Here is a 24042-nt window from a genome sequence, read left to right as displayed (position 1 = left end):
GTGTGCAAGCACCGTAAATGGCCGTGTTGGTGGTGAGTTGAGAAGCACGAGAGGCCTCCGGCTGCTGGTGGCGGAGGCTGCGCGGAGGGCCGCGGCGGCGGCCGTGGACGGCGTTCGGCCCCCGCACCGGTGAAGCGCGAGGGCCGACTGCCGAGTACGCCGGCGCTCTCGCGGAACGTCGCGGGAGGGCGCCGGGAACCGAACTAGTTGACGAGCTCCGTCATGAAGTGGCCCACGCCCTGCGCGGCGCTCGATATGCCCTCGAAGCCGATCTGGACGAGGTCGGCGGCCCGGGCCGGGGACGTGATGATCGTATAGAGCGCGAAGACCACCACCACGTAGAGCATGATCTTCTTCGCCTGCACCATCCTGTGCCTCCTGCGGCTGCCCGACGTCCCCGATCGCAGTCGGGTGAGTCTAACCACCGGCACCGCCTGCATGATCTGCGCGTACAGCCCCAAATGGGCCGCAAGCAGGGCTCTTTGACGTGGTTCGCCACCACTTTCGCCCCTCCCCCTCACCGGGTGGTTCCCGCCGCGCGCACACGCACCGGCCAGGTCGCCGCGGTGCGCCACGATGCCCGGCGGACGCCCGCCCGGCCTCGGAACCCGGCTCGGAACCCGGATCCCACCCCGGCTCGGAACCCGGCCTCCGAACCCGTTCCCGGAACGGCCCGGTTTGACGGGCGGACCCCAGGACAAACGGGAGGCCAGTGCTTCGGAAAGCAGGCACAGCGCGGGAGTCGGCAGCTCTTCACCGGCCGGCTTCCACGGCTGCGTCGACGCCCGCGCCATCCGACTGGCTGTGCAATCGCGGGAGGTAAGCACCCTCATGGACGCCGTTCGACTCCACGGGCGTAGCAGGCACCCTCATCACGACGCTCCGGAGACCGCCGGCGACTTCGAGCGCCTGGCCCGTCTCGGCCCGGGGACGGAGGCCGACGAACTGCGTGAGCGCCTCGTCGCGGCGTGGCTGCCGATGGCGCACCGTCTCGCCCGGAAGTTCCGCAACCGGGGCGAGTCGCTGGAGGACCTGGAGCAGGTGGCCGCGCTCGGCCTCTTCAAGGCGGTCGACCGGTACGACCCCTCGACGGGAACCGCCTTCGAGAGCTTCGCGATCCCGACCGTCACGGGCGAGCTCAAGCGGCACTTCCGCGACCACACCTGGGACGTCCACGTTCCCCGCCGCGTACAGGAGCTGCGCAACCGGGTCCGCACCGCCATCGCCACGCTGAGCAGCACCCTCGGCCGGTCGCCGACCGTCGCACAGCTCGCGGAGGAGTGCGGACTGTGCGAGGAGGACGTGCAGCTGGGCATGGAGGCCCTCGGCAGCTACAGGTCGCTCTCGCTGGACGCGCCGATCGGCGGCGGCGACGACGGCTACGCGCTGCTCGACTGCGTCGGCGCCACCGACCCCGGCTTTGATCTGGTCGTGTCGCGCGAGGCCGTCAAGCCCCACCTCCACAGCCTTCCCGAACGGGAGCGTCAGATCCTCTACCTGCGCTTCTTCAGCGGATGGACGCAGTCGCGGATCGCGGCGCATCTCGGCCTGTCGCAGATGCACGTCTCCCGGCTGATCTCCGGCACGTGCGAGCGTCTGCGCCGGGACGTGGAGAGCGACCGGCATCCGGAGGTCGCGCTGGCCGCGGCCTGACGCACCGCACCGCCCTCCGGGCCGTGGCCACCTCCGGCCCCGCACCCCCCGGGAGCGCCTGTCCGCGGGGCGGCTTCCCACCCGTCCGGCACGGCGGACTCCCGTGATCTGCCGCACAGGCGCCGGACCCGGCCTGCGGCGCAACACCGCCTCGCCGCATACGCGTTTGGACTCCACCCGCGGGGTACACAGGGTGGGTTCGCCAGATCACCTGGGGACATCCGCCTGCCCGCTTGCGGTCCTCGCGACCGGGGGAGATATCCATGAGGTGTGCAAGAGTGGCGGCCAGTGAAAGGCGGAGCTGAGGAGGCATGTGCGTGAGCGGTTCCGGCGCCGAAAGACGAACGGGGCACAGCCCGCAGCCACTCCGGGGGCTGGGCGCCGCCCTGGACGTCGCCATGTACGTCCTGGACGCCCACGGCCGCATCGTCGACGTCAACGCACAGGCCGAGAAGCTGCTGGCCCGCACCGCCGAGGAACTCGTCGGCCAGGACGCCCACGACCTGCTCCGCCGCAACAGCCGCGGGGAGACGGTCCCCCGCGCCCAGTGCTCGCTGATGCAGGCCTTCCTCAGCAACCGCACCGCGCACGGCACGCAGGACTGGTTCGAACGCGGGGACGGTTCCCTGCTGGAGCTCTCCTGGACGGTCACCCCCTGCCACCTCGGCGAAGAGGCCCGGGGCGCGGTCGTCCTCATCCACAAGGAGCGCCCCGACACCTCCACGATCACCGCGGACCGTCACAGCTTCCGCTCCACCCCCCTCACCGAGCTCGACCGCCTGGCGCTCCTCGCCGAGACGACGACGACGCTGACCTCGACGCTGGACGTCGACGACGCGGTGGACCGGCTCGTGCGGCTCGTGGTGCCGCTGCTGGCGGACTGGGCCATCGTCGACCTGATCACCGAGGGGGGCGACGTCCGGCGGATCGCGGCGTACCACTACGAGGAGGGCTCCCTCGTCCGCAAGGAGAGCCTCGAAGGGCGGATGCCCCCGGCCCCCCAGGAATCGTCGATGCCGCTCTCCCGCGCGCTGCGCGGGGTCTCCGCCGCGGTCGCGGGACCGCAGACGTACCAGGGCGCGCCCGACTCCAGGGTGGCGGTGGTGCAGCGGGCGATGTTCGAGGCGACCGGTATCCACTCGGCGGCTATCGCGCCGATCCGCGCGCCGCGCGAGGTGCTGGGCGCCCTGACGCTCGGCCGGGCCGAACGGGACGGGCAGTTCGACGCCGGCGAGCTGTCCCTTCTGGAGGACATCAGCCGCCGCGCCGGACTCGCCCTGTCCAACGCCCACCTGTACCAGCAGCAGCGCCGCGTCTCGGAGACGATGCAGCGGCATCTGCTGCCCCAACTCCCCGGTGTGACGGGCGTGGAGATGACGGCGCGGTACCTCGCCGCGCCGAACGCCTCGCAGGTGGGCGGCGACTGGTACGACGCGTTCGTGCTGCCGGACGGCCCCACGGCCCTCGTCATCGGCGACGTCGTCGGCCACGACCTCGACGCGGCGGCGGGCATGGCGCAGGTGCGCAACATGCTGCGCGCCCTCGCCTGGTCCCATCAGGAACGTCCCGCCGCGATCCTCGAACGGCTGGACCGTGCGCTGCTGCACCTGACCGACATATCGATGGCCACCATCGTCTTCGCCCACGTCGAGGGCACCGACGACGGGCAGTGGCTGCTGCGCTGGACCAACGCCGGCCACCCTCCGCCGCTGCTCGTGACGCCCGACGGCGAGGCGCGCTTCCTGGAGTACGGCCACGGCATCCTGCTCGGGACGGGAGTGGCTCCCGACCGCAACGACGCCGTCATCACGCTCCCCCCGCGGTCCACCGTGGTGTTCTACACGGACGGCCTGGTCGAGTCGCCGGGGGAGTCCATCGACCTCGGGCTCGCCAAGCTGCGGGACCACGCGGTGCCGCTCGCGCAGGGGCCCCTGGGCGTCCTCTGCGACCGGCTCCTGGAGAGCGTCCGTCCGGACGACAACAGCGACGACGTCGCGATGCTCGCCTTCCGGGTGCCCGCCGCGCCCGCAGCGGACGGCGCGGAGCCCGCACAGGCCGTCTGAGACCGTGCCGGAGCGCGCCCGCCCCGTCGCACTGTCCGAGGCGGAGGCACCAGGCGTACCCGCACGCCGTCCGCGGCCGGCCCGCAGGTACTTCCCCACTGCCTGTCTGCCGAAGCAGCGGGGCAGTCCTCTGAGTAACCGCGCTGCACGGACGTACACGTCCCGTCGCACTTCCGGGCATCCTCGAGCGGACCTCCGGCCGTACCCGAGCGGACTCCCGGCCGTACCCGAGCGGACTCCCGGCCTCCGCCCGGCGGGACTCCGGGCCTCCTCGTGCAGATGCCTTCGTGCGTCCCGAGCAGATCGCCCGGGACTCCCCAGCAGGTCTCGACGGCGCCCCGAGTGGCGTCCCCCGTCCGGCCGCCGTGCACGCGGGACGCCCTGACGGCCGCGCCGCGCGGAAAGCGCCCCGCCGGTCCGCCGGCTCAGGCCTGAGCCGTGAGCCCGGGGGCGGGAGCCGCGCCGTCCGGGTTCCAGTCCTCCGAGCGCGCGAGCAGCTGCACCATGAACTGGCGGGCGGTCTCCAGCAGCCCGCGGTCGTCGAGCCACAGCCCGAACTCGAGGTCCGCCCTGGAGCGCGCGGTGCCGTCGGCGCTGCCCAGCCACAGCCTGTGCGGGGTGAACTCGGCGACGTCGGCGGCCTTGCCCAGCGTCGCCTCGTCGTGCCACCAGAGCTCGCCGACCATCAGCATCTTCGTGTGGAGGGCGGGCGCGGCGCCGTCCCCCTCCTCCTCCCCCGAGGCGCTGCCGAGCGTGCGCAGCGCGGAGAGCCGTACGTCCGCCATGGGGCTCGCCGGTCCGGCGACGGGGGGCCTGCCCTTGGCCGCGAGCGCGAGGCCAGGCAGGCCCGGGAGCGCTCCGGCCGGGAAGCCGGCGCTGCGCTTGGCGGCGTCCCGCAGCAGCTCCACGTCGGTGGGCAGGGCGTGCGGCTCGTCACCGATCACGACGCAGGCGGCCGGGTATCCGGCGATGCGTTCCACGAGTTCCTCGTCGTCCAGCCGGTGGAAGGCGCCGAGCAGGGCGGGACCCAGGCTGCGCGACCGGTACGGCTGCCGCTCCAGGCCGGCGCGGTACTCGTCGATGCCCTCGACGAGTCCGCTCAGCACCCCGGTGCCGAACATGCCCCGATACGCGCTCCCTCGTGGGGACCGCTTGTCGAACCCGCTCGAGAACACTGCACTCAATTCCGCCCCCTGCGCCTTCGGACCGCACCACAGGTTCCCAGGATCGACAGGATCACGTGCAGGCACCACGGCCGCCAGGCACCTGGGGACAGTCAACTGGGGTCATTCTTACGGACTTTGAGCATGCTGCCGACCAGCCCGCGGACCAGCCCGAAGATCAGCCTGCGGAGCGCGCCGCTGAGTGCCCTCCCGGCGGGCGGGCACGGCGGCCGCCGTGAGCAGCCCCGGGCGGTGCCGTACGAGGCCTGCCCGCGTCCCCGGATATTCGGTCGCATCCCGGAGCTGCGGGAGGCACTCTGGCGGCGCCATGTCAGGACCAAGGGGGAGAGCACCTGTGTCACACGTACGGAACCACTGCGTACCAGGACCGGCCGGGGAGATCGCCGTCACCGACCACGGCGGCGACGGCCCGGACGCGGTGCTCTGCCACGGAGCGAACCGCACGCTGCTCGACTGGGAGAAGCTGCTGCCGCACCTGACCGGCCTGCGCCTCGTCTCCTACGACCTGCGCGGCCACGGCCGGTCGGACGCACCGCCGGACGGAGACTACGGCTGGGACGCCCACCTCGCCGACCTCGACGCCGTGTGCGAAGCACTCGCCCTCGACGACCCGCGCGTGATCGGCCACTCCCTGGGCGGCGTGATCGCGCTGTGCCACGGCCGACGGCGCCCGGACGGCCCGGGCGTGGTCGATCTCGACGGCTTCGGCGGAGGCCGTCCCGAGCTCTACCCGGGCCTGGACCCCGAGACCGTCGCGGAGCGGCGCGCGGAGCAGCTCGCCGTCTACTCGGCGGCGCTCGAGCCGGAGATCCTCGACGCCGGCCAGGCCGATCTCGTCCTGGAACGGGCCCGGCGGGCCGCCGCCGCGCACGGCCTGGACGCGGAGCTGGAGGAAGCCGGGGCCCGGCGTTCCCTCCGGCCGCTGGAGGACGGACGCCTCCTCCGCAGGCCCGGAGCGTCGGCGCAGAAGGCGCTGATGCGCCCGCTGGAGGGCTGGGACACCTTCACCGCGGTGCGCGAGACGTCCTGTCCGGTGCTCCTCGTGCAGGGCGGGCAGGGACCGCAGCTGTCCGGACTGCCCGCGCCCTTCCGGGAGTTGAACGAGGCGCTGGCGGAGGGCGTACGACGGGGGCTCGCATCGCTGCGGGAAGAGGGCAGGCCCGGGCTGCGCATCACGACGGTTCCGGAGGCCGGGCACATGCTGCACCTCCAGGCGCCCGGGGAAGTGGGCCGTCTCGTACGGGACTTCCTCGTGCCGTGAACGCCGATGGGCCTCCGCATGCCGATGTCCTACACCGGGACCGAGGTGCGCGAGGCCCGCTGACGGCTGACGGCTGACGGCCGACCGCTGACGGATAACGGATGGCCACCGACGGTTGACGGTTAACGGATGACCGCCGACGGCCGACGGCTAACGGATGACAGCTGACGGCATCTGACAACTGACAGCTGACCATCGACGGACGACCGGCGTCAGACCATGCGCCGCAGGGCGGTCTCCACGGCGTCGACCAGCAGATCGCCTTCCGTCCGCGGATGCCGTGCGAGAGCGAGTTCGACGTCCGGCAGGGCGGGCAGGGCTCCGGCGTCATGGCAGGCCATGGCCGGTTCGACGTTCGCGGGCATGAGCGCCGCCACACCGAGCCCGGCCCGTACCGCCGCGAGGACCCCGGCCAGGCTGTTGCTCTCGAACGCCACCCGCCAGCGCCGGCCGGCGCGTTCGAGCGCCTCCAGCACGGAGGTGCGCCAGAAGCACGGGTTCGAGAACAGCACCACCGGCAGCGGATCGGCCTCCGCCTCCACGCCAGGGCCCATCGCCCAGGTCAGCGGGCGGCGGACAGTCCAGCGCGGCGGACCCGGCACGTCCAGCACGTGATCGAGGACGAGCTGGACGCGGCCTGCGCCGTACGCCTCCCGCATCTCGGCGCTGGACAGGCTCAGCACCTCCAGCGTCGCGCCGGGGTGCAGCCGGGCGAGGTCGGCGAGGGCCTGCGAGAGCCGGGACGCCGAGAGGTCTTCGAGCAGCCCCACCCGGCAGTGCCCGGTCAGCGCGCGCCCGGTCTCGGCGAGCGCCTGCGCGCAGAGGGAGAGGATGCGCTCGGCGTACGGCAGGAGCTCCTCACCCGCCCGGGTCGGCGAGACGCCGGACGGCGAGCGGTGCAGCAGCGGGCGGCCGACGGCGCTCTCCAGCCTCCTCAGTTGCTGGCTTAGCGCGGGCTGGGTCTGCCCGAGCGCGGCCGCGCCGCGGCTGATGCTGCCGGCGCGCACGGCGGTGACGAACGACCGCAGCAACGCCGTCTCGAGATCCCGGACCATGGCCATAAGAATCGATTATGCCGCCCCCAACCAATTAACCGCTACCTATGGGGGAGCGGTTGACCTAGCGTCAGGCGGGTGACCGGATACCGACAGGTTCTCGCCGTACCGGGAATGGCGTCCCTGCTGGGCGTCTCGCTGCTCGCGCGTCTCGCGATCACGGCGGACGTGATGGCGCTGACCATGTACGTCGTGCTCGACCTGGACATGAGCTACGTCGCGGCGGGCGGTGTCGCCGCGGCTCTCACCGCCGGGGTGGCTCTGGGCGGGCCGCTGCTCGGACGCGTGATCGACCGGCGGGGCCCTCGCACCGTGCTGTTCGCGACGGCCGCAGCGCAAGCCGTGTTCTGGCTGAGCGTGCCGGTCCTCCCGTACGGGGCGCTGCTGTGCGCCGCCTTCGCGGCCGGACTGCTGATGGTCCCGGCGCAGGCGGTGACGCGGCAGGCGATCGCCGCGATGACGACGGAGGGACAGCGGCGGGCCGCGTTCGCGCTGGAGTCCGTGCAGGGCGAACTGTCGTACATGGTGGGTCCGCCGATCGTGATCCTCTGTGCGGCGGAGGCGTCCTCCGGCGTGATGGCGTGGGGTATCGGTGCCGCGATCGTCGCCGGGGGAGCCGGGCTCGCCCTGCTCGACCCGCCGCTGCGCTCCGGGCACGAGTCGCAGGCAGCGGCCGCCGGACGTCCTGCCCGCCGCGAATGGCTCGGCCCCGGCATGATCGCCGCGCTGGTGATGTCGTTCGGCGTCACGATGCTGCTCAGCGGCACCGACCTGGCCATCGTCGCCGCCCTCGAGGAGGAGGGCCAGGTGTCGTGGGCCGCCGTGATCGTCGCGGTGTATGGCCTGTCCTCCGTCACCGGCGGACTCGTGTACGGCCGGCTCTCCCGACCGCTGCCCACATGGCTGCCGCTCGGCCTGCTCGGGCTGGCGACGATCCCCGCCGGACTGGCCGGCGGCTGGCCCTGGCTGTGCGTGGCCGTCGCCTGCGCCGGGCTGCTCGCCGCGCCGGCCCTCTCCGCGGTGGCCGACGCGGTGAGCCGGCTCGCGCCTGCCCGTGTACGCGGCGAGGCGACGGGTCTGCAGTCCTCCGCGCTGAGCGCGGGCTTCGCGCTCGGGTCGCCCGTCGTGGGCGGTGCCATCGACCTGACCGTGCCGGCGGGCGGCTTCGCGGCCGCCGGACTGGCGGGCGTCGCCGCCGCACTGGTCGGCTACCTGCTCTCCCGCCGCGTCCCCACCCGCGGGCGGCCCCCCTCAGCACCCTCGTCCCCCGACGACGAGCCGTCCGAAGCCGAAGCCGAAGCCGAAGCCCGCCCCGGCACTTGAGGCACGGCCACGGACGGGCACCGCGGTGGTGAGCAGCCGTCGTCCGTCATCAGCCTTCGAAAGCGAGGTCGGCCAGGAAGCCGAGGTGCCTGCGGTCAGGGCGGCGGGAGCGCGATTCCTTACCTCGTTCTTGCCGTGCTTGCATCTGACGGAGGCTGAGACATTCCGCGGCGAAGGCCGGGCCCAGTGGGTCCGGCCTTCTGATCTGCGGTAGCGGTGGGACTGGAACTGGGACTGGTGAGGGCCGGAGTTCCCGGCGGGTGCCTGCCCGGCGCAGTCCGCCGGGCAGGCACCTTGTGCCGGCGGCTCAGCGTTTGAGCAGGAAAGCGAAGTCGCCGGAGAGCTTGCCGCCCAGCCGGGCCGTTGACACGAGCTTCCCCTCCGCGAGGAGTCTCCCGACCTCGGCCCGCGGGAGACCGCAGCCTTCAGCGATCAGTCGCACCGGACGGACGGGTATCCGCGCCGCGAAACGGACCGAGACGTCGATCGCTTCGCGGTGGAGATGGTCCGATCCGCCGGTGTCGAGACGCCATGCGCCTCCCCAGTCGAGGGCGAACTTGTTGCGGCGCTGCATGTCCGGATCCTGGAGCAACTCGCTTGTCAGAGCGAGGTCGTTGCCGTGGAGGCGTTGCAGCAGCCCCGGTCGTACGGAGCGCACGTTCACCCGTTCCAGGACCGTGAGCTTCGCGGTAGCCCCGCAAGCGGTACAGAGCGCGAGGAGCCAGGCGTCGATGAGCTTGTGGTGGGCGTTGACACGGAATTTGCCGCTCGCCTGCGAGCGCTCGGAAGCGCACGCGTGGCAGCGGCGGAGAATGGCAGGCAGACAGGTGGGCTCGATGGCCCAGCGGTGGAGCACAGGGGTACACCGGTCTCTGTGAGAAGTCCGCAGCAAGAAGGGGCGCGGCGCGCAGGCGCGACGCGCGACGATTCAGCGCTCGGGGGGTCTCACGCGGTGTACAACGGCACGTCCTTGCCTCGACTGTTCGGTCGGGCAGCACGGTAGGGAAGCGCAGCGGCATGCTCTACTGATTTTTCGCTGGGCCTCGCCGCCTGGCGGCCACGGGAGGGTCGGATGACGGGCAAGGCCGGGCTCCGGCCCAGGATCCGTGTCGCCGCATACGTCGTCCGGTGAGCACGCCGAAGCACGCCGGAGCACGCCGAAGGGCCGGACCCTTGCCGGGTCCGGCCCTTCGTTCATCTGCGGTAGCGGTGGGATTTGAACCCACGGAGGGTTGCCCCTCACTCGCTTTCGAGGCGAGCTCCTTCGGCCGCTCGGACACGCTACCGAGAGGCACTCTAGCCCAATCGGTGCCGTGTCCCGAAATCCGTTCCGGCGGCCGGACGGCAGGCGGTCGCCTTGACGCCCGGGCGCCCTCCGTCCGGTTCCGGTCAGGGGGAGCGGAAGAAGTCCGTCAGCAGGCGGGCGCACTCGGACGCGAGGACGCCGGAGATCACCTCGGGCCGGTGGTTGAGCCGCCGGTCCCGTACGACGTCCCACAGGGAGCCCGCGGCGCCCGCCTTCTCGTCGGCCGCTCCGTAGACGACGCGGTCCAGCCGGGACAGTACGGCGGCGCCCGCGCACATCGTGCACGGCTCCAGCGTGACCACCAGGGTGCAGCCGTGCAGCCGCCACTCCCCGAGGACTCCGGCGGCGGCGCGGACCGCGACGATCTCGGCGTGGGCAGTCGGATCGCCGTCCGCCTCGCGGGCGTTGTGACCGGCTCCGAGCACGGCGCCGTCCGGGCCGAGCACCACCGCGCCGACCGGTACGTCGCCCGTCTCCTCCGCCCGTGCGGCCTCCGCGAGGGCCAGGCGCATCGGTGCGTGCCACGGGTCCCGTACGGGGTCGGGGCCGGGCGGGGGAGGGACGGCGGCGGGGACGTCTGTCATGGCAGCCAGTGTGCTACCGGGCCCCGCCGGCCGTGCGCCCCGCACAGGGTGAGGGGCCGAGCGCGACGAGGACTTCGGGGGAGGAACGTGCCGCCCGCGTGGGCCCGGCCCGTGGACCGGTGTGCGGGCGGCGGCTCCTCAGCGCACGGCTTCCAGGACGTCCGTGCAGCCGAGCGCGTCCGCGATCTCGCTCAGCGCGTCCTCGGGAGCGAGTGAGACCAGTGCCTTGTCGTCCATGCCGAGGTCGGCCAGGAGCTTCGCGTCGCCGATCGGGCCGGGCGGCGTGGTGTCGCTGCCGCCGGCCTGTTCGCCGCCGTCGGAGCTGTCCTTCGAGTCGGGTTCACCGTCCTCCGTGCCGTCGAGGTCGACGAGCTGGTCGAGCGCTTCCAGGTCCTCCGGTTCGCGGCCGAGCAGTTCGTCGGAGAGCAGGATCTCGCCGTACGAGCTGCGCATGGCAGCGGCGGCGTCCGAGACGAAGACACGCGGGTCGTCCTCGCCCTCGATTCTCACGACGCCGAACCATGCGCCCTCCTGCTCGATGCAGGCGAGGACGGGCTCGTCGTCGGTCGCTGCCTCCCGGGCCAGATCGGCCAGGTCGGCCAGGGTCTCCACATCGTCGAGCTCTGTGTCGCTCGCTTCCCACCCGTCTTCGGTGCGCGCGAGCAGTGCGGCGAAATACACCGTGACTCTCCCACTGGTATCTGAGGTGCCCGATGGCTGTTGACGAGGAGTACGCCCCCGCCCCATTCGGCATCGTGGCAGAAACCGGGGCGATGCGAAGGGTCTTCGACAGTGCGTCGTGCGGGTGTTTGCACGTTTCCGCAGCACAAGCCCCGAAATGGGGACGCAGGGTTACATGACTTTGACCTGGTGTCGCGGAACGGCCCGGGATTCCGCGCCACATCGCGCCGATGCCTCCCCGCGAGGGTCACCCGTCCCGGTGATGGCCACGGCGGGGCCGGTCGCGCCGGCGCTCCGCCCGGCCGGCGCCCGCCGGCCGGAAGCGGCGACCGCGCCTCACCAGCGGAACGTGCGCATCCGCAGTGCCTGACGCAGCCGGGCGCTGCGGGTACGGCGCGGCTGGACGCGTTCACGGAGCTCCTTCGCCTCGCTGCGCTCGCGCAGGAAGCGTGCGCGCCGCCGCAGCCGTTCGGCGTCGCTGTGCCCGGCGTGCCCGGCCTCCTTGCTGCTCGCGGGGCGCGGCCTACCGGCCGCGCGGCGGCCGTCCGGCGAGGCGGCAGCGCTGCCGTGGGCCTTCACCTCGCTGCGTTCCGCGCTGATCCTGCGCGCGCGTACGTGGCCCGGGTCGGGCCTGCCTGCCTTCTTCCCGGCCGACGGCCTGTCGCCTTCGGCCTTGCGCTCGCGTTTCCGCTGGTCATGTGAGTCGGGCATCTGCACACCTCCGCCGTACAGGACCGCTTTCCCCCGCATCGAAGGGGTACGCCAGTACAGCCGTTCGCATCCCTCGGCTACTGTCGAGTCATGCGGATCCACGTCGTCGACCACCCGTTGGTGGCGCACAAGCTCTCGACCCTGCGTGATGAGCGCACGGACTCACCGACGTTCCGGCGCCTCGCCGACGAGTTGGTGACCCTGCTCGCCTACGAGGCCACGAGGGACGTGCGTACCGAGCCCGTCGACATCCGCACGCCGGTGACGGAGACGTCCGGCGTGCGTCTGTCGCACCCTCGTCCCCTCGTGGTGCCGATCCTGCGTGCCGGGCTCGGCATGCTCGACGGGATGGTGCGGCTGCTGCCGACGGCCGAGGTGGGTTTCCTCGGCATGATCCGCGACGAGGAGACGCTGCAGGCGTCCACGTACGCGAACCGGATGCCGGACGACCTGTCCGGCCGTCAGGTGTATGTGCTGGACCCGATGCTCGCCACCGGGGGCACGCTCGTCGCCGCCATCAGGGAGCTGATCCGCCGGGGCGCCGACGACGTGACGGCGCTCTGCCTGCTCGCGGCCCCCGAGGGCGTGCGGCTGATGGAGAAGGAGCTGGCGGGGACGCCGGTCACCGTCGTGACGGCGTCCGTGGACGAGCGTCTGAACGAGAACGGCTACATCGTGCCGGGGCTCGGCGACGCGGGCGACCGCATGTACGGGACGGCGGGCTGAGCCGCTGCCCGCGGGGCACGTGAACCGGACGGCCGGCGCGCCCCGGACGGCGTGTCAGCGGGAGCAGTCCCGGCCGGACGGCGAGGCGCCGGCGGCGGACAGCCCCTTCAGAGCGTCCTCGGCTTCCTTCTTCTCGGCCAGCTTCTTGTAGGCGTCGCCGATGATGAGGTCGACGTCGTCGCCCTTGCGCTCGTCGAAGCGGGTGTCGGCGTCGTCGAGCTGAGTCCCCAGCACCTTCAGACGGGCGACGCCGTCCTCGCCGGGAGCACCGAGCACCACGCCGGTCTCCTTGACCTTCCCGTCGAACTCGGCGGGGGCGTTCGCCACTTCGCCGACCTTGAAGCCGCGTTTCTTCAACTCGTCGGCCGTGGACTTGGCGAGGCCGCTGCGGTCCGTCGCGTTGAGGACGTTGACCTTGACGGAGACCGGCTCGGGGAGCTTCTCACCGTCGCCGGGCTTGCCCTTCCCGGCGGCCTGGGACTTCGCGTCGGTGGTGCACTTCGCACCCTTGGCCTTGGACTTGTCCTGGCCGCTGGAGGCACTGGCGGAGCTGCCGCCGGTGAAGATGTCGATGAGCTGGAGCGTTCCCCACGCGGCCAGGCTCAGGGCGCAGACGGTGGCGATGGAGGCGAGCACGATCCTGCGCCGCTGGCGGGGGCGGCGCATGCGGGGGTAGCGGTTTCCCGTGATCCGGTACTTTCCGCCCATGCCGGGGGGAGTCAGCATGCTCATAGGCGCAGGGTAATGCCGTATGAACGCAATGCCTACTAGATGATCAGTGATCGTGACGTGCCGACCCTGAAAGGGCTAGGGCACAATTCCGGGGCCCGGTACCGCGACCGGCGATGTCATGGAGCGTCAGGCGGCTCAGTCCAGTTCCAGCACGCGCGCGTGCAGCACCTGCCGCTGCTGGAGTGCCGCCCGTACGGCGCGGTGCAGCCCGTCCTCCAGGTAGAGATCGCCGCGCCACTTCACCACGTGGGCGAAGAGGTCTCCGTAGAACGTGGAGTCCTCGGCCAGCAGCGTTTCGAGGTCGAGCTGGCCCTTCGTGGTGACGAGCTGGTCAAGACGCACCGGGCGTGGGGCCACATCCGCCCACTCGCGGGTGCTTTCCCGGCCGTGGTCGGGGTACGGCCGCCCGTTTCCGATTCGCTTGAAGATCACACGGAAAGCCTACCGGGCCACCAGCGCCGGGCGCAGCTTCCTGTGGCTCTTACGGGGCGGGTCGGCGGGCCGGGGACGGGCCCGGTGCGGGTGTGCGGCCGACGTGGCGCCGTGCCCGTCAGGCAAGGGGTGAAGCGTTTTCCGGGGCGGGAGCCGCACAAGGGGCGGCGAAGCGCCGGCGCCCGCACCGCGCGACAGGTGACGAGGTGTCGCTGCGGGGCGGGCGCCGGCAGGGCGGCGACTCCCGGAGGGAGCGCCGGACGGGCTACGGGCGGGGCAGGCCGCCCAGGTCATGGGCGTAGTGGCCGACCGCGTTCGCCATCACCTTGACGTTCAGGTCGAACGCCTTCTTGTCGATGTTGCCGAGGTCGTCGCACTTGAGGTGGTAGCAGCCGTCGTACGCGGCGTTCGCCTCGCCGCCCCACAGCTTCTGCTCCTCCTCCGTCTTGAGGTCCTCGGCGCCGGTCTTGGCGCCGCCCGAGGGGATGCCCGCCTCGATGAAGGGGCCGTAGTCGGAGCGTCCGTCGAAGTCCGTGCCGCGTGCCTCGGCGCCGCGCCCGGCCATGAACTCGACGATGTCGCGCTCCAGAAGGGCCGAGCCCTCCGGGCCCGGGCCGGAGCCCTCGCCGTCCGAGTCGTCGCCGTCGTAGACGAACAGGCCGTAGTTCGGCGAGGCGATCATGTCGAAGTTGAGGTAGAGGGCGACCTTCTTCCGCTCCGCCTCGGAGAGTTCGGAGACGTAGTGCTCCGAACCGAGAAGGCCGACCTCTTCGGCCGTCCACAGCGCGAAGCGCACCTTGTTCCCGTCGTAGCCGCCCTTGCCGTGGCGCTCGGTGCCGCCTGCCGCGGCGAACTGCAGCGCGGTCTCGAGGATTCCGGACGAGCCCGAGGCGTTGTCGTTCATGCCGGGTCCCTCGCCGACGGAGTCGAGGTGGGCGCCGAGCATCACGACGTTGTCGGCGTCGCCGCCGGGGGTCTCGGCGATGACGTTGGGCGTGCTGCGCTCCTCCTGGAACTCGCGCAGCTCCACGTTCACCGTGACGTCGCCGGCTTCGGCGTCCGCCGCCAGGGCCTCGCCGTCCTTCTTGCTGATCCCGCCGGTGGGGATGCGGCCGTTGGAGGGGTCCTCCAGGGTGCCGCTGAGCTCGCCCTCCTCGTTGTTGTAGACGACCGCCACGACCGCGCCGGCGTCGGCCGCGGCGGCCTGCTTCTCGGCGAAGGTGCAGCCGCCGCGCTGGATCAGCGCGATCCTGCCGTCGAAGTCCCCGGACTCGTAGTCCTCGGCGGTGCAGCCGGTGGTGCCGTCCTCGTCGACGGGCACGTGGGTCACCGCCGCCTCGGTGCCGCCCTCGGGGGTGCTCTTCGTGTACGTCATCACCTTGACGGGGACGTCGCGTTCGCCGGGCGTGCGCACGGTGAGCTTCTCGGCGAGGGTCTCGCGGTATATGAAGTCGAAGTCCTGGTAGGTGACTTCGTAGCCCGCCGCCTTCAGGACGGTGCCCGCGTACTTCGCCGAGAGTTCGTGGCCGCGCGACCCGGCGGCGCGGTTGCCCTCTCCGGCGTGCTCGGCGATGGCGTTGAAGGCCTTCATGTGCCGCATGGCGCCCTTGACGCCCGTACGGCGGACGAGCTTCTTCGCGAGCTTCGAGCCCTCGTCGGTGCCGGCGCCGAACGAACTGCCTTGCGAGCCGGATGACTTGGACGGCGCGGGCTGAGCCGTCGTGTCGGCCGCGGCGGGCGAGGCGGCCGCGGTGACGAGCAGCGGCGTGGCCAGCACGGCTGCCGCCAGAGCGGCGAGAGACCTGGCCGTCCGGCCTCTTCGTGCCGCTCCGTCGGGGGAGCGGCGGGTCGTGGAGAGTGGTACGGGCACTGTCGGGTCCTTCCGGTGCGAACGGTGGCGACGGCGCTGTCCGGCTTGGTGTGCTCCGTGTCCGGGTTGCGGACGAAGCGCGCGTACCGGCAAGTTAGCGGGCCGGGGGCCCGCAGGGAACGTGTCGGGCGCACCTGGTCTCCGCGTCTTGTCCGCGCGTCTTGTCCGCGTCGCCCTGCCCGCGGTCGGGGGCGGCTCGGTGCGGCCACGGCGAAGGCCCGGACCTCGGAAGGTCCGGGCCTGTGCTCCGCGGGAAGTGCCGCTCTCCCGCGGGGAGTTCACTTGCGTTCGGGAACCCTGCCCTCAGCGCCCTCGGCCTTGCTCCCGGCCGCGGTCTCCACGCGCTGACGGGCCGTCGCGGCAGGGTCCTCCCGGAACGCCCACGGCATCCTCGGCTCCATGGCGAAGCGGAAGATCCGCTGGATCGGCGGCGTGCACAGCACGGTGATGAGCGCCGCCGCCGCGCACGTCACGCCGATCGCGCCGAGCGGGGTGTTCACCCAGCCGACGTCGTACCACTCCCAGAAGCGGGAGCCCTTGGCGACGAAGCCGTGCAGCAGGTAGCCGTAGAGCGTCCCGGCGCCCAGCGCGGTGAACCACATGTGGCGGCGCGGAACCCAGGCGAGGAAGCAGGCCGTGAGCACCATCGAGCAGCCGAACAGCGCGAGCGTCATGACGACCCCGACCCACCAGGGAGCGCCCATCTCCTGCGCGCTGTCGCGGTGGTAGAACCATTCGGCGTTCATCCGCTCGACGGCCCAGTACGCGACGACCAGCCCCACGACCAGGACCGGGACGGACAGCAGGCGGGCCGAGCGGCGCCGTACGAGGTCGAAGTGCTCGGGTTTGAGGAAGAGCCCGATCACGAAGAACGGCAGGAACTGCAGTACGCGTTGGAAGTCCAGGTCGTCGCCGATGTCGGGGGAGACCGAGGCCAGCACGGCGATGGCGAGCGCGAGCCCGACCGGCCAGCGGACGATCTTCCACAGCGGCGTCGTCAGCCTCCACAGGAACAACGCGCCCAGGAACCAGGTGAGATACCACGGGTCGAGCAGGCTGATCGGCTGGTTCGGGTCGTCGTCCGCCCAGCGCTTGAAGAACGTGTAGGCGACCTCGAAGAGGACGTACGGGACGGCGATCCCGGTCACCAGGCGCTTCAGCTGGTGCGGCTTTCCCTGGAAACTGCGCGAGAAGTAGCCGGAGATCACCATGAACGCCGGCATGTGGAACGTGTAGACGAAGATGTAGAGGGCTCCGGCGGCTCGCGAGTCGGCCCTCAGCGGTTCCCACGAGTGGCCCAGCGCGACGAGCACGATGGCCAGGTACTTGGCGTTGTCGAAGTAGGGGTCCCGCGGCTTCGCGCTGCCGCTCCGCGCCGTCCGCTCTTCCGGCTTGCCGGCCGCGCCGGGCGTCGTGCCCGGGGCGGCACGCCGGTGGTCGCTGCCCGCCGTCGGCTCCGTGGACTGCGGGGTGCCGGGGGCGGCGGGAGGGAGCGGGGCCCGTGCCGAGCTGAACTTCGTGAGTTGCTGTCTCACCGGACCTCCTGGAAAGGCCGTGGCGGACGCGCTGCGGTGAGGAGGAAGGGGGAGGGGGAGAGCATCGCGATCACTGTAATTGCGCTCCCACTGTTCGCAAACTCGCCGCGGCCCGGACGATGCTGACGGTGCGTCGGCACGCGTGACGGTGCGGCGGGCCGCCCTCGGGTCCGGGGTGACGGCCTGTGAGGTGCGGAAAGGGAGGCGGGCCGGGCCGAGTGCTCCGGTCTGCGTCTCATCGGCGTACGGGCTGCGGCCCGTACTCGGCGTGCGCGGCATGGCGCTGTCGAGGGGCTCATGGCCCACGGGTTCCCCGTAATCGGCCGTACCCGGCCTGATCGGCGGGTCGGATTCACCACATCGGGCCGGAGGCCCGGGCCGCGCGGCCGGTGGAGGCGGCCGGGACCGGCGCGGGCGGGGCAGCAGGACGGCTCGCCCCACCCGCGGGGCACGTCGCTCAGGCCGCGACGGCGTCCTCCGTGTCCCCCTTCCGGCTTGCGGCGACGCCCAGTTGGGCCCTGGCGTCGTCCACCATCTGCCGGGCGTGCCGCAGTCCGACCGCTTCGAGGTCCAGGCGCAGTCCGTCCAGGTCGGCAGACGTACGGCCGGGGTCGCGCCCCAGCCGCGCGAGCGACTTGACCAGGCCGAGCCGTGCCAGGGCCTCGCCCCGCGGCTCGCCCAGGTCGCGGAACTCCGCCAGCGCCTGCTCGTACGTCCTCCGCGCCTCCGTCCAACGGCCCGCCCGGTACAGGACGTTGGCCCGCATCTTGTGGTTGTAGGCGAGGGCTCCGGCGAGGTCCATGGCGCCGCACAGCGCGGCGGCCTCGGTGAGCAGGCCGAGGGCGCGGCCGGTGTCGCCGTCGCGGACGGAGACCACGTCGGCCATGCCGCGCAGCGCCCAGGCGAGGCCCCGTCTGTCGTCGGCGTGCGCGGCGATCTCGGCGGCCTCCTCGAACATGGCGAGCGCCGAGTCGTACCGGCCGGTGTTGCGGTGCATCTGGGCGATGCCTTCGAGCGCCCAGACCATGTGGCGGGCCTCGCCGCGCGAGCGTGCCTCGCTGAGGAGCTGTTCGTGCAGCGCTTCGACGGCCTCGTAGTCGCCCTGGATGCGGCCGGTCTCGGCGAGTCCGGCGAGGGCGTACCCGCGGGCGTGGACGCTGCCGCCGCGTTCGCCCAGTCCGGCGGCGAGAGCGAGGAGCCGCCGGGCCAGCGCCATGGCTCCACGCTGGCGGGCCAGGGTGCCTCCGCTCCACGCGGCCCAGGCCATCGCGGCGGAGTCACCGGCACTGCGTGCGGCGCGGTAGCTCGCCCTCCAGGCCCGTTCCGCGTCGTCGACGTTGCCGAGACGGCGGCTGGCCTCCGCGACGGCGAGGCCGCAGTGGGCCGCTTCCCGTACGGCGCCCGCATGTTCGGCGGCTCGCAGCCGTGTGCCCGCCTGCGCGAGTACGTCGGCGAGGGAGGAGTTGACCGACAGCGAGCCGAGGGTGCCCTGGTACTCGGGCGCGAATGCCTTGCCGTACATGCCTTGCCTTTCCGCGGTCCTGTGGGGGCTCCCGGAGACTATACACAGTATGTATACATGGAGTGTATAGAGCGCTGGAACGGTGCCGCGGACGGCAGGTACGGGCGGGCCCGGCCGCGAACTCGGCGCAGCGGGCGGGGACTTCAGCGCAGCGGCGGGCGGGCGCGCGGGGCGATCGCGCCGGAGGCTGCGGGCACGGGGAAACGGCTCCCGGCAGTCCGGCCGGGTGAGTACGCTGCGGCGGCATGAGTCCGCAGAGCGGGACCCCTGAATGCCCCGGGTGCGGGGGCGTCGAGTTCGAGGACGGGTTCGTCGAGACGCTCGGCCAGAACGGGGTGCGATGGATGTCGGGTCCGGTCAAGCTGAACGTCTTCGGCGGGGCGCGGAAGTCGCGAAGCGTCCATCACACGATCCTGGCCCGGGCGTGCGTGGCCTGCCGCCGGCTGGAGTTCTACGTGGGTGAGCGTACGAACTGACGCGCACCGGCCCGGCCCCGGGACGGGCGCCGGGGCCGCCCCGCGTCGCGGAACGGCCCCGGTCGGGAACGGCCCGGCTTCCGGTTCGGCTCCCCGCCGTCCGGCCGGACGGCCGGACGCCGGAAGCGGGACGACGCCGGAAGCGGACGCCGGACGTGCCTAGCCCTTGTCCGTCTCCTTCTCCTTCTCGTCCTTCTGCTCCGCGCACCACTTCCGCAGATCGGCCAGGTCCTTCTGGCGGTCCTCGAGCCTCGGGCCGAGCGCGCGGCGGTCCTTGAGCCGTTCGCCGAGGAACTTCGCGACGTCGTCGTGGCCGGCCTTCTTCGCGTTGCTGATGCGCTTCTCGAGCCGTTCGAGCGAGCCGCGCTTCTTCACGTCGCCGTCGAGACGGCGCAGCACACGGTCGATCCTCTTGTCGATCTTCGGTGCGCGCTTGCAGAGGCGCTTCGCGCCGTCCCCCTTCGGCGCGTGCTTCGCCGTCTTCGCCTGCGTCCCGGATGTGCCGGCCGCCGCCGGGCCCGCGTCGGAGTCCGAGGTGGCGACCGCGGCGGCCGCTCCGCCAGTGGCGAGCAGCGCGGCGACGGTCGTCAGCGCGACGGTGGTCGTCTTCACCTTGATCATGTGTCTCCTCCGTGTCGTGTGGGGACAGCACGAGTGCGGTTCGCCCCGCGCGGACGGAGACGCTAGAGACCGTTCTTGTGAATTCCCTGTGGATCGGAGGCCGTTCGGGAGGACGTGCCGGGGGCGGCGCCGATCAGCCAGTCACGCTGCGACGGCAGGTCCTGTGCGGCCCGTGCCGTCCCCGTCCCCTCGTGGTCCGCCAGCGGGATCCGCAGTTCGACGCGCGTACCGCCGCGGCCGCCCGGGCGGTCCCGTATCTCGACGGTCGCCCGGTGCAGGGCGGCCTGCTGCGCCACGAGGGTCAGGCCGAGTCCGGAACCCGTGCTGCCGGGTCCGCGCTGGAAGCGCTGGAAGACCGCGGCCCGCTGCTCGGGAGGTATGCCGGGGCCGCCGTCGTCCACGGTGAGGACGGCGATGGGCCCCAGGGGCGAGGTGCCGCCTCGTACGAGGACCTCGACGTGTGCGCGACCGTCCGCGCCGCGCCCGTGCGCGAGCGCGTTGGCGACGAGGTTGTCGAGCAGCGAGCGCAGGCCGGGTTCCCAGCCGTGCACGGTCAGGACGGTCCCGGGCGCGGCCGGGCCGGTCACGGGCGGGGCGACCGTACCGGCCGGGCCGGAGTGGTCGCCGCTGCCCTCCCCCGGCGCGGCGACCGAGAACGTGACGTCCGCCGTACGGTCGCGCCGCCGTGCGTCGGACACGGCCGCCTCGGCCACCTCGGCGAGGTCCAGGGGCGCGAAGGCGTCGGCTTCGACGAGGTCCCCCTGGCCGAGCCGGCGGAGCATGACCAGCAGCCCGAGGAGCCGGCTGTGCTCCTGCCGCAGGTCCTCCACGACCTCGTCGCGGTCCTGGCCCGCCAGTTCGGGGTGTTCGGCGAGGATCTCGAGATTGGTCTGCATGCTCATCAGCGGCGTGCGCAGTTCGTGGGCCGCCGCGGACGAGAAGGAGCGGGCCGTGGCGAGCGCCTGCGACGTGCGGGCGGCCTGCTCGTCGTAGCGGGACAGGACCGTGCGCAGCGTGGCGGCGAGGTCGTCGACCTCCGTGATCCCGCTGGGGGCGTGTTCGAGCCGCGAGGTGTCGGAACGCGGGTCGAGGCCGCTGGTCCGCTGCTGCAGGCGGCGCAGCGGACGGCTCGCCCGGGACGCCGCGGCCCAGGCGAGCAGCGCGGAGACGGGCGCGGCCGCGACGGCGACCACCACGACTCGCCTCCGTACGGACGCCAGCCGGGCCTGCCCCGAGGTGTCCGGGGAGAACAGCCACAGCGTGCCCTCCACGCCGGGCCGTCGGCCGTCGATGTGGACGGACAGCACCCGCCAGTTCTTGACGCGGCGGCCTTCCGGCATCCCCTCCGCCCGTCCGGCGCCCCTCTCCCGCACCGTCACCGGGTCCGGTGCCGCCTCGGGCAGCCGTGTCCGGGCGTCCGGCTGCGGCCCGCCGGAGACGGTGCCGTTCGGGCCGGTGACGCGGATGCCCACGTCGAGGGCGGACGCGTACAGCCTGCGCTCCCGGGCCAGTTCGGCGGCGGGACGGCCGGCGGCCGCCGCCCGCAGCAGGCGCCGGGCGTCGCCCTGCACGACGGCGGCGCGTTCGCGCAGGTGCGCGTCCTGCTCGGCGTGCAGATCGCGGGCGACCAGCAGGTACAGAAGCCAGCCGGACGCCAGTACGAGGAGCGGGACGGTGACGCCGATCGCCAGCGCGATCCGGGTGGAGAGCTTCATCTTCACGGCGCCGCCTGCCTCTCCTCGCGCAGTACGAAGCCCACGCCCCGCACCGTGTGCAGCAGCCGCGGGCGGCCGCCGGCCTCCGTCTTGCGCCGCAGGTAGCTGACGAACGTGTCGACGGCGTCGGTGCGCACCTCGAAGTCGTAGCCCCAGACGCGTTCCAGGAGCTGGTCGCGGGTGAGCACGATGCCCGCGTTGCGGGCGAGAACCTGCAGCAGTTCGAACTCGCGGCGCGTGAGGGGGAGGAGCTCGCCGTCCCGGCGCGCTTCGCGGGCCGCGGGGTCGAGGACGAGGCCGCCGACCCGTACGGGGGCCTGAGGGGGCGGGTCCGCCTGAGGGGGCGCCGCGGGCGGGGCGGCGCCCGTGGACGGGGCGGCGGGAGGAGGCCGCCTGCGCAGCAGCGCGTCCAGGCGCAGCACCAGCTCCTGCAGCGCGAACGGCTTGATCAGATAGTCGTCCCCGCCTGCCTGGAGCCCGGCGATGCGGTCGGCCGTCTCGTCGAGCGCGGAGAGCATCAGGACCGGTACGTCGTCGCCGCGTTCGCGCAGCGTCCGGCACACCTGGATCCCGTCCGGGCCGGGCATCGAGATGTCGAGGACGACGACGTCGGCGGGGTGCTGCCGCATGCGGGCGAGGGCGCCGTGCCCGCCCTCGGCCAGGTCGACGTCGAAACCGTTCAGCCGCAGGCCGCGTCGGAGGGAGCGCCGGATGGCGGCGTCGTCGTCGACCACCAGCACGCGTCCGCGGTCACTGCCCGCACCGCTCATCCGTCCTCCCCTGTCATCCTCGCCCGCCGTCCAGGTCGGTCCCGGTCGGTGGTCCCGGTCCGGCCTGCCGTCCCGCTCCGGCCGTCCGGAGCCCGCCCGTCCGGCGCAGTCTCGCGCGGACTCGCGGCGGCGCGCGACCCTCCGGCCGCCCCGGGTCGCCGCGCCGCTCCATCCGCGACGTTTGCCGCGCGGCGAACAGGCGCACAAGGGGTACACGGGTCCGCGTCCACGACGTCCCGCTCCGTTCCCGTCCCGACCCGCTCCGATCGCTCCCCGTCCGCCCGTCCCCGCCCAACTCGGCGCCCCGGCCTCGCGCCCCCCGTTCCGGCGTTCCGGCGCGGGACTCCGCGGAGCCGGGCGTGCGCGGGAGCCGCCGCTCCGGGGTGCGCCGTACCACCGGTGCGGGACGCGGGCGTGATCGACTCGAGGCCCGGCCGGAGGCGGACCCGGCGGTCGAACGAAGGCGGCGGAGGTGTCGTGATGGCAGCAAAACCACGCGTGCTGGGCATCGTGCTGGCAGGCGGCGAGGGCAAGCGGCTCATGCCCCTCACGGCCGACCGCGCGAAGCCGGCGGTGCCGTTCGGCGGCGTCTACCGGCTGGTGGACTTCGTCCTGTCCAACCTCGTCAACGGCGGCATCCAGCGCATCTGCGTCCTGACGCAGTACAAGTCGCACTCCCTGGACCGGCACATCTCCACGACGTGGCGGCTGACGGGGCTGCTCGGCGACTACGTGACGCCCGTGCCGGCGCAGCAGCGCCTCGGGCCGCGCTGGTACCTCGGCAGCGCCGACGCCATCTACCAGTCGCTCAACCTCGTCCACGACGAACAGCCCGACTACGTCGTCGTGTTCGGCGCCGACCACGTCTACCGCATGGACCCGTGGCAGATGCTCAGGCAGCACATCGCCGGCGGCGCCGGCGTGACGGTCGCGGGCATCAAGGTCCCCCGGGACCAGGCGGGTTCGTTCGGCGTGATCAGCACGGACGCGCGCAGTGACAAGATCGGCGAATTCCTGGAGAAGCCGTCCGACCCGCCCGTACTGGCCTCCGACCCCGACCACGTCTTCGCGTCGATGGGCAACTACATCTTCTCCACCGGCGTGCTCCTCGAAGCCCTGCGCGAGGACGCCGCCGACGAGGACTCCGTGCACGACATGGGCGGCAGCATCCTGCCGCTGCTCACGGCGCGCGGGCAGGCGCAGGTCTACGACTTCGACGCCAACGAGGTGCCGGGGGAGAGCGAGCGCGACCACGGCTACTGGCGGGACGTCGGGACCCTGGACGCCTACTACGACGCCCACATGGACCTGATCTCCCCCGAGCCGGTCTTCAACCTCTACAACCGCGACTGGCCCATCTTCACCAAGCAGGCGCAGCGCCCTCCGGCGAAGTTCGTGGCCGGGGGGATCGCGAACGAGTCGATGGTCAGCGCGGGCGGCATCTTCGCGGGCCAGGTGGCGAACTCCGTCGTCGCGCCCGGGGTCGTGATCGAGGAGGGCGCCATGGTGCAGGGCGCGGTGCTGCTCGAAGGGGTACGGGTGGGACGCGGCGCGGTGGTGCGGCAGGCGATCCTCGACAAGAACGTCGTGGTGCCGCCCGGAGCGACGATCGGCGTCAACCCGGAGCACGACGCGGAGTACTGCACCATCTCCCCCGAGGGGATCGTCGCGCTGGGCAAGGGGCAGCGTGTACGGGAGTGACCGCGCGCCGGGCCCGGGGACACGGAGTGTGAGCGGCCGGACACGGTACCTTCACGGGGCCCTTCACGCTGAGCCCTTGGACGATCACCATGGGTGGATCTAGACTCCTTCGTAACCGCCG

General features: G+C 72.6%; 22 protein-coding genes and 1 tRNA gene. 7 read left to right on the top strand and 16 right to left on the bottom strand.

From position 1 onward, the window contains the following. Positions 1-203 precede the first annotated feature (203 nt). Positions 204-368, bottom strand: a complete 165-nt coding sequence (locus tag H181DRAFT_RS29520) for a hypothetical protein (protein WP_175439808.1) — start codon at positions 366-368, stop codon at positions 204-206. A gap of 463 nt (positions 369-831) precedes the next feature. On the opposite strand from H181DRAFT_RS29520, the gene H181DRAFT_RS20655 reads away from it, so the two are divergent. Then, positions 832-1653: an RNA polymerase sigma factor SigF gene (locus H181DRAFT_RS20655; RefSeq protein ID WP_045866023.1), complete on the top strand. Its 822-nt coding sequence runs from the start codon at positions 832-834 to the stop codon at positions 1651-1653. Positions 1654-1964: 311 nt separating this feature from the next. After that, complete coding sequence (locus H181DRAFT_RS20650; protein ID WP_078895876.1) at positions 1965-3716, top strand: SpoIIE family protein phosphatase; 1752 nt, start codon at positions 1965-1967, stop codon at positions 3714-3716. A 425-nt stretch (positions 3717-4141) separates the two neighbouring features. On the opposite strand, the gene H181DRAFT_RS20645 is transcribed toward H181DRAFT_RS20650, so the two are convergent. Further along, positions 4142-4837 carry a hypothetical protein gene (locus H181DRAFT_RS20645; RefSeq protein ID WP_045866021.1) on the bottom strand — a complete coding sequence of 232 codons (696 nt, stop codon included), beginning with the start codon at positions 4835-4837 and terminating at the stop codon, positions 4142-4144. 397 nt (positions 4838-5234) lie between these two features. Between H181DRAFT_RS20645 and H181DRAFT_RS20640 the strand changes: the two genes are divergently transcribed. Continuing rightward, a complete protein-coding gene (locus H181DRAFT_RS20640; RefSeq protein WP_045866020.1) occupies positions 5235-6161 on the top strand; it encodes an alpha/beta fold hydrolase in 927 nt (308 codons plus the stop codon). Positions 6162-6373: 212 nt separating this feature from the next. On the opposite strand, the gene H181DRAFT_RS20635 is transcribed toward H181DRAFT_RS20640, so the two are convergent. Then, positions 6374-7216, bottom strand: a complete 843-nt coding sequence (locus H181DRAFT_RS20635; RefSeq protein WP_045866108.1) for a LysR substrate-binding domain-containing protein — start codon at positions 7214-7216, stop codon at positions 6374-6376. A gap of 78 nt (positions 7217-7294) precedes the next feature. Here H181DRAFT_RS20635 and H181DRAFT_RS20630 point away from each other — a divergent pair, with 78 nt between their 5' ends. Beyond that, positions 7295-8539 (top strand): MFS transporter, encoded by a 1245-nt coding sequence (locus H181DRAFT_RS20630; protein WP_045866019.1) that lies wholly within the window; start codon positions 7295-7297, stop codon positions 8537-8539. Between the two features lie 307 nt (positions 8540-8846). On the opposite strand, the gene H181DRAFT_RS20625 is transcribed toward H181DRAFT_RS20630, so the two are convergent. The 5 genes from H181DRAFT_RS20625 to H181DRAFT_RS20605 form a co-directional block, all read right to left on the bottom strand. Then, on the bottom strand, positions 8847-9395 hold the full coding sequence (locus tag H181DRAFT_RS20625; RefSeq protein WP_045866018.1) for a DUF1062 domain-containing protein: 549 nt from the start codon (positions 9393-9395) through the stop codon (positions 8847-8849). A gap of 345 nt (positions 9396-9740) precedes the next feature. Continuing rightward, a tRNA-Ser gene (locus H181DRAFT_RS20620) sits at positions 9741-9825 on the bottom strand. Between the two features lie 103 nt (positions 9826-9928). Then, positions 9929-10429, bottom strand: coding sequence for a tRNA adenosine(34) deaminase TadA (gene tadA, locus H181DRAFT_RS20615; protein WP_074467960.1), 501 nt, complete (start codon positions 10427-10429; stop codon positions 9929-9931). A 138-nt stretch (positions 10430-10567) separates the two neighbouring features. Beyond that, entirely contained in the window at positions 10568-11110 is a 543-nt protein-coding gene (locus tag H181DRAFT_RS20610) for a tRNA adenosine deaminase-associated protein (RefSeq protein ID WP_045866016.1), read from the bottom strand. A 336-nt stretch (positions 11111-11446) separates the two neighbouring features. After that, a complete protein-coding gene (locus H181DRAFT_RS20605) occupies positions 11447-11821 on the bottom strand; it encodes a hypothetical protein (RefSeq protein WP_045866015.1) in 375 nt (124 codons plus the stop codon). A gap of 90 nt (positions 11822-11911) precedes the next feature. Between H181DRAFT_RS20605 and upp the strand changes: the two genes are divergently transcribed. After that, the gene (gene upp, locus H181DRAFT_RS20600) at positions 11912-12547 is read left to right on the top strand and encodes a uracil phosphoribosyltransferase (protein WP_045866014.1); all 636 of its coding nucleotides are present in this window, start codon (positions 11912-11914) and stop codon (positions 12545-12547) included. A gap of 54 nt (positions 12548-12601) precedes the next feature. On the opposite strand, the gene H181DRAFT_RS20595 is transcribed toward upp, so the two are convergent. The 5 genes from H181DRAFT_RS20595 to H181DRAFT_RS20575 form a co-directional block, all read right to left on the bottom strand. Continuing rightward, positions 12602-13279, bottom strand: a complete 678-nt coding sequence (locus tag H181DRAFT_RS20595) for a LytR C-terminal domain-containing protein (RefSeq protein WP_074467959.1) — start codon at positions 13277-13279, stop codon at positions 12602-12604. A gap of 135 nt (positions 13280-13414) precedes the next feature. Then, positions 13415-13711 (bottom strand): type II toxin-antitoxin system VapB family antitoxin, encoded by a 297-nt coding sequence (locus H181DRAFT_RS20590; RefSeq protein WP_045866012.1) that lies wholly within the window; start codon positions 13709-13711, stop codon positions 13415-13417. Between the two features lie 265 nt (positions 13712-13976). Continuing rightward, positions 13977-15500 (bottom strand): M28 family peptidase, encoded by a 1524-nt coding sequence (locus H181DRAFT_RS20585; RefSeq protein WP_107068815.1) that lies wholly within the window; start codon positions 15498-15500, stop codon positions 13977-13979. A 359-nt stretch (positions 15501-15859) separates the two neighbouring features. Continuing rightward, positions 15860-17116 carry an acyltransferase family protein gene (locus tag H181DRAFT_RS20580; RefSeq protein ID WP_045866011.1) on the bottom strand — a complete coding sequence of 419 codons (1257 nt, stop codon included), beginning with the start codon at positions 17114-17116 and terminating at the stop codon, positions 15860-15862. 457 nt (positions 17117-17573) lie between these two features. Beyond that, positions 17574-18638, bottom strand: a complete 1065-nt coding sequence (locus tag H181DRAFT_RS20575; protein ID WP_045866010.1) for a tetratricopeptide repeat protein — start codon at positions 18636-18638, stop codon at positions 17574-17576. 245 nt (positions 18639-18883) lie between these two features. Here H181DRAFT_RS20575 and H181DRAFT_RS20570 point away from each other — a divergent pair, with 245 nt between their 5' ends. Next, entirely contained in the window at positions 18884-19114 is a 231-nt protein-coding gene (locus H181DRAFT_RS20570) for a hypothetical protein (RefSeq protein WP_045866009.1), read from the top strand. A 159-nt stretch (positions 19115-19273) separates the two neighbouring features. On the opposite strand, the gene H181DRAFT_RS20565 is transcribed toward H181DRAFT_RS20570, so the two are convergent. From H181DRAFT_RS20565 to H181DRAFT_RS20555, 3 genes are all read right to left on the bottom strand, one after another. Further along, complete coding sequence (locus H181DRAFT_RS20565; protein WP_045866008.1) at positions 19274-19735, bottom strand: hypothetical protein; 462 nt, start codon at positions 19733-19735, stop codon at positions 19274-19276. A 62-nt stretch (positions 19736-19797) separates the two neighbouring features. Next, the gene (locus tag H181DRAFT_RS20560; RefSeq protein WP_045866106.1) at positions 19798-21450 is read right to left on the bottom strand and encodes a sensor histidine kinase; all 1653 of its coding nucleotides are present in this window, start codon (positions 21448-21450) and stop codon (positions 19798-19800) included. Positions 21451-21452: 2 nt separating this feature from the next. Next, the gene (locus H181DRAFT_RS20555) at positions 21453-22220 is read right to left on the bottom strand and encodes a response regulator transcription factor (protein WP_045866007.1); all 768 of its coding nucleotides are present in this window, start codon (positions 22218-22220) and stop codon (positions 21453-21455) included. A 480-nt stretch (positions 22221-22700) separates the two neighbouring features. On the opposite strand from H181DRAFT_RS20555, the gene glgC reads away from it, so the two are divergent. Continuing rightward, positions 22701-23921 carry a glucose-1-phosphate adenylyltransferase gene (gene glgC, locus H181DRAFT_RS20550; RefSeq protein ID WP_045866105.1) on the top strand — a complete coding sequence of 407 codons (1221 nt, stop codon included), beginning with the start codon at positions 22701-22703 and terminating at the stop codon, positions 23919-23921. The last annotated feature ends 121 nt before the right edge of the window (positions 23922-24042 follow it).

It is taken from the genome of Streptomyces sp. WMMB 714, assembly GCF_900090125.1.
Taxonomy (GTDB): Bacteria; Actinomycetota; Actinomycetes; order Streptomycetales; family Streptomycetaceae; genus Streptomyces; species Streptomyces daqingensis.
The sequence above is the reverse complement of the archived record's forward strand: the minus strand, read 5'-3'. Positions and strand labels throughout refer to the sequence as shown.

Excerpts from the sequence above, each read along its gene's own strand:
- H181DRAFT_RS29520 (WP_175439808.1), bottom strand. The coding sequence starts at position 368 with ATGGTGCAGGCGAAGAAGATCATGCTCTACGTGGTGGTGGTCTTCGCG.
- H181DRAFT_RS20655 (WP_045866023.1), top strand. The coding sequence starts at position 832 with ATGGACGCCGTTCGACTCCACGGGCGTAGCAGGCACCCTCATCACGAC.
- H181DRAFT_RS20650 (WP_078895876.1), top strand. The coding sequence starts at position 1,965 with ATGTGCGTGAGCGGTTCCGGCGCCGAAAGACGAACGGGGCACAGCCCG.
- H181DRAFT_RS20645 (WP_045866021.1), bottom strand. The coding sequence starts at position 4,837 with ATGTTCGGCACCGGGGTGCTGAGCGGACTCGTCGAGGGCATCGACGAG.
- H181DRAFT_RS20635 (WP_045866108.1), bottom strand. The coding sequence starts at position 7,216 with ATGGTCCGGGATCTCGAGACGGCGTTGCTGCGGTCGTTCGTCACCGCC.
- tadA (WP_074467960.1), bottom strand. The coding sequence starts at position 10,429 with ATGACAGACGTCCCCGCCGCCGTCCCTCCCCCGCCCGGCCCCGACCCC.
- H181DRAFT_RS20605 (WP_045866015.1), bottom strand. The coding sequence starts at position 11,821 with ATGCCCGACTCACATGACCAGCGGAAACGCGAGCGCAAGGCCGAAGGC.
- upp (WP_045866014.1), top strand. The coding sequence starts at position 11,912 with ATGCGGATCCACGTCGTCGACCACCCGTTGGTGGCGCACAAGCTCTCG.
- H181DRAFT_RS20595 (WP_074467959.1), bottom strand. The coding sequence starts at position 13,279 with ATGAGCATGCTGACTCCCCCCGGCATGGGCGGAAAGTACCGGATCACG.
- H181DRAFT_RS20575 (WP_045866010.1), bottom strand. The coding sequence starts at position 18,638 with ATGTACGGCAAGGCATTCGCGCCCGAGTACCAGGGCACCCTCGGCTCG.
- H181DRAFT_RS20570 (WP_045866009.1), top strand. The coding sequence starts at position 18,884 with ATGAGTCCGCAGAGCGGGACCCCTGAATGCCCCGGGTGCGGGGGCGTC.
- H181DRAFT_RS20565 (WP_045866008.1), bottom strand. The coding sequence starts at position 19,735 with ATGATCAAGGTGAAGACGACCACCGTCGCGCTGACGACCGTCGCCGCG.
- H181DRAFT_RS20560 (WP_045866106.1), bottom strand. The coding sequence starts at position 21,450 with ATGAAGCTCTCCACCCGGATCGCGCTGGCGATCGGCGTCACCGTCCCG.
- H181DRAFT_RS20555 (WP_045866007.1), bottom strand. The coding sequence starts at position 22,220 with ATGAGCGGTGCGGGCAGTGACCGCGGACGCGTGCTGGTGGTCGACGAC.
- glgC (WP_045866105.1), top strand. The coding sequence starts at position 22,701 with ATGGCAGCAAAACCACGCGTGCTGGGCATCGTGCTGGCAGGCGGCGAG.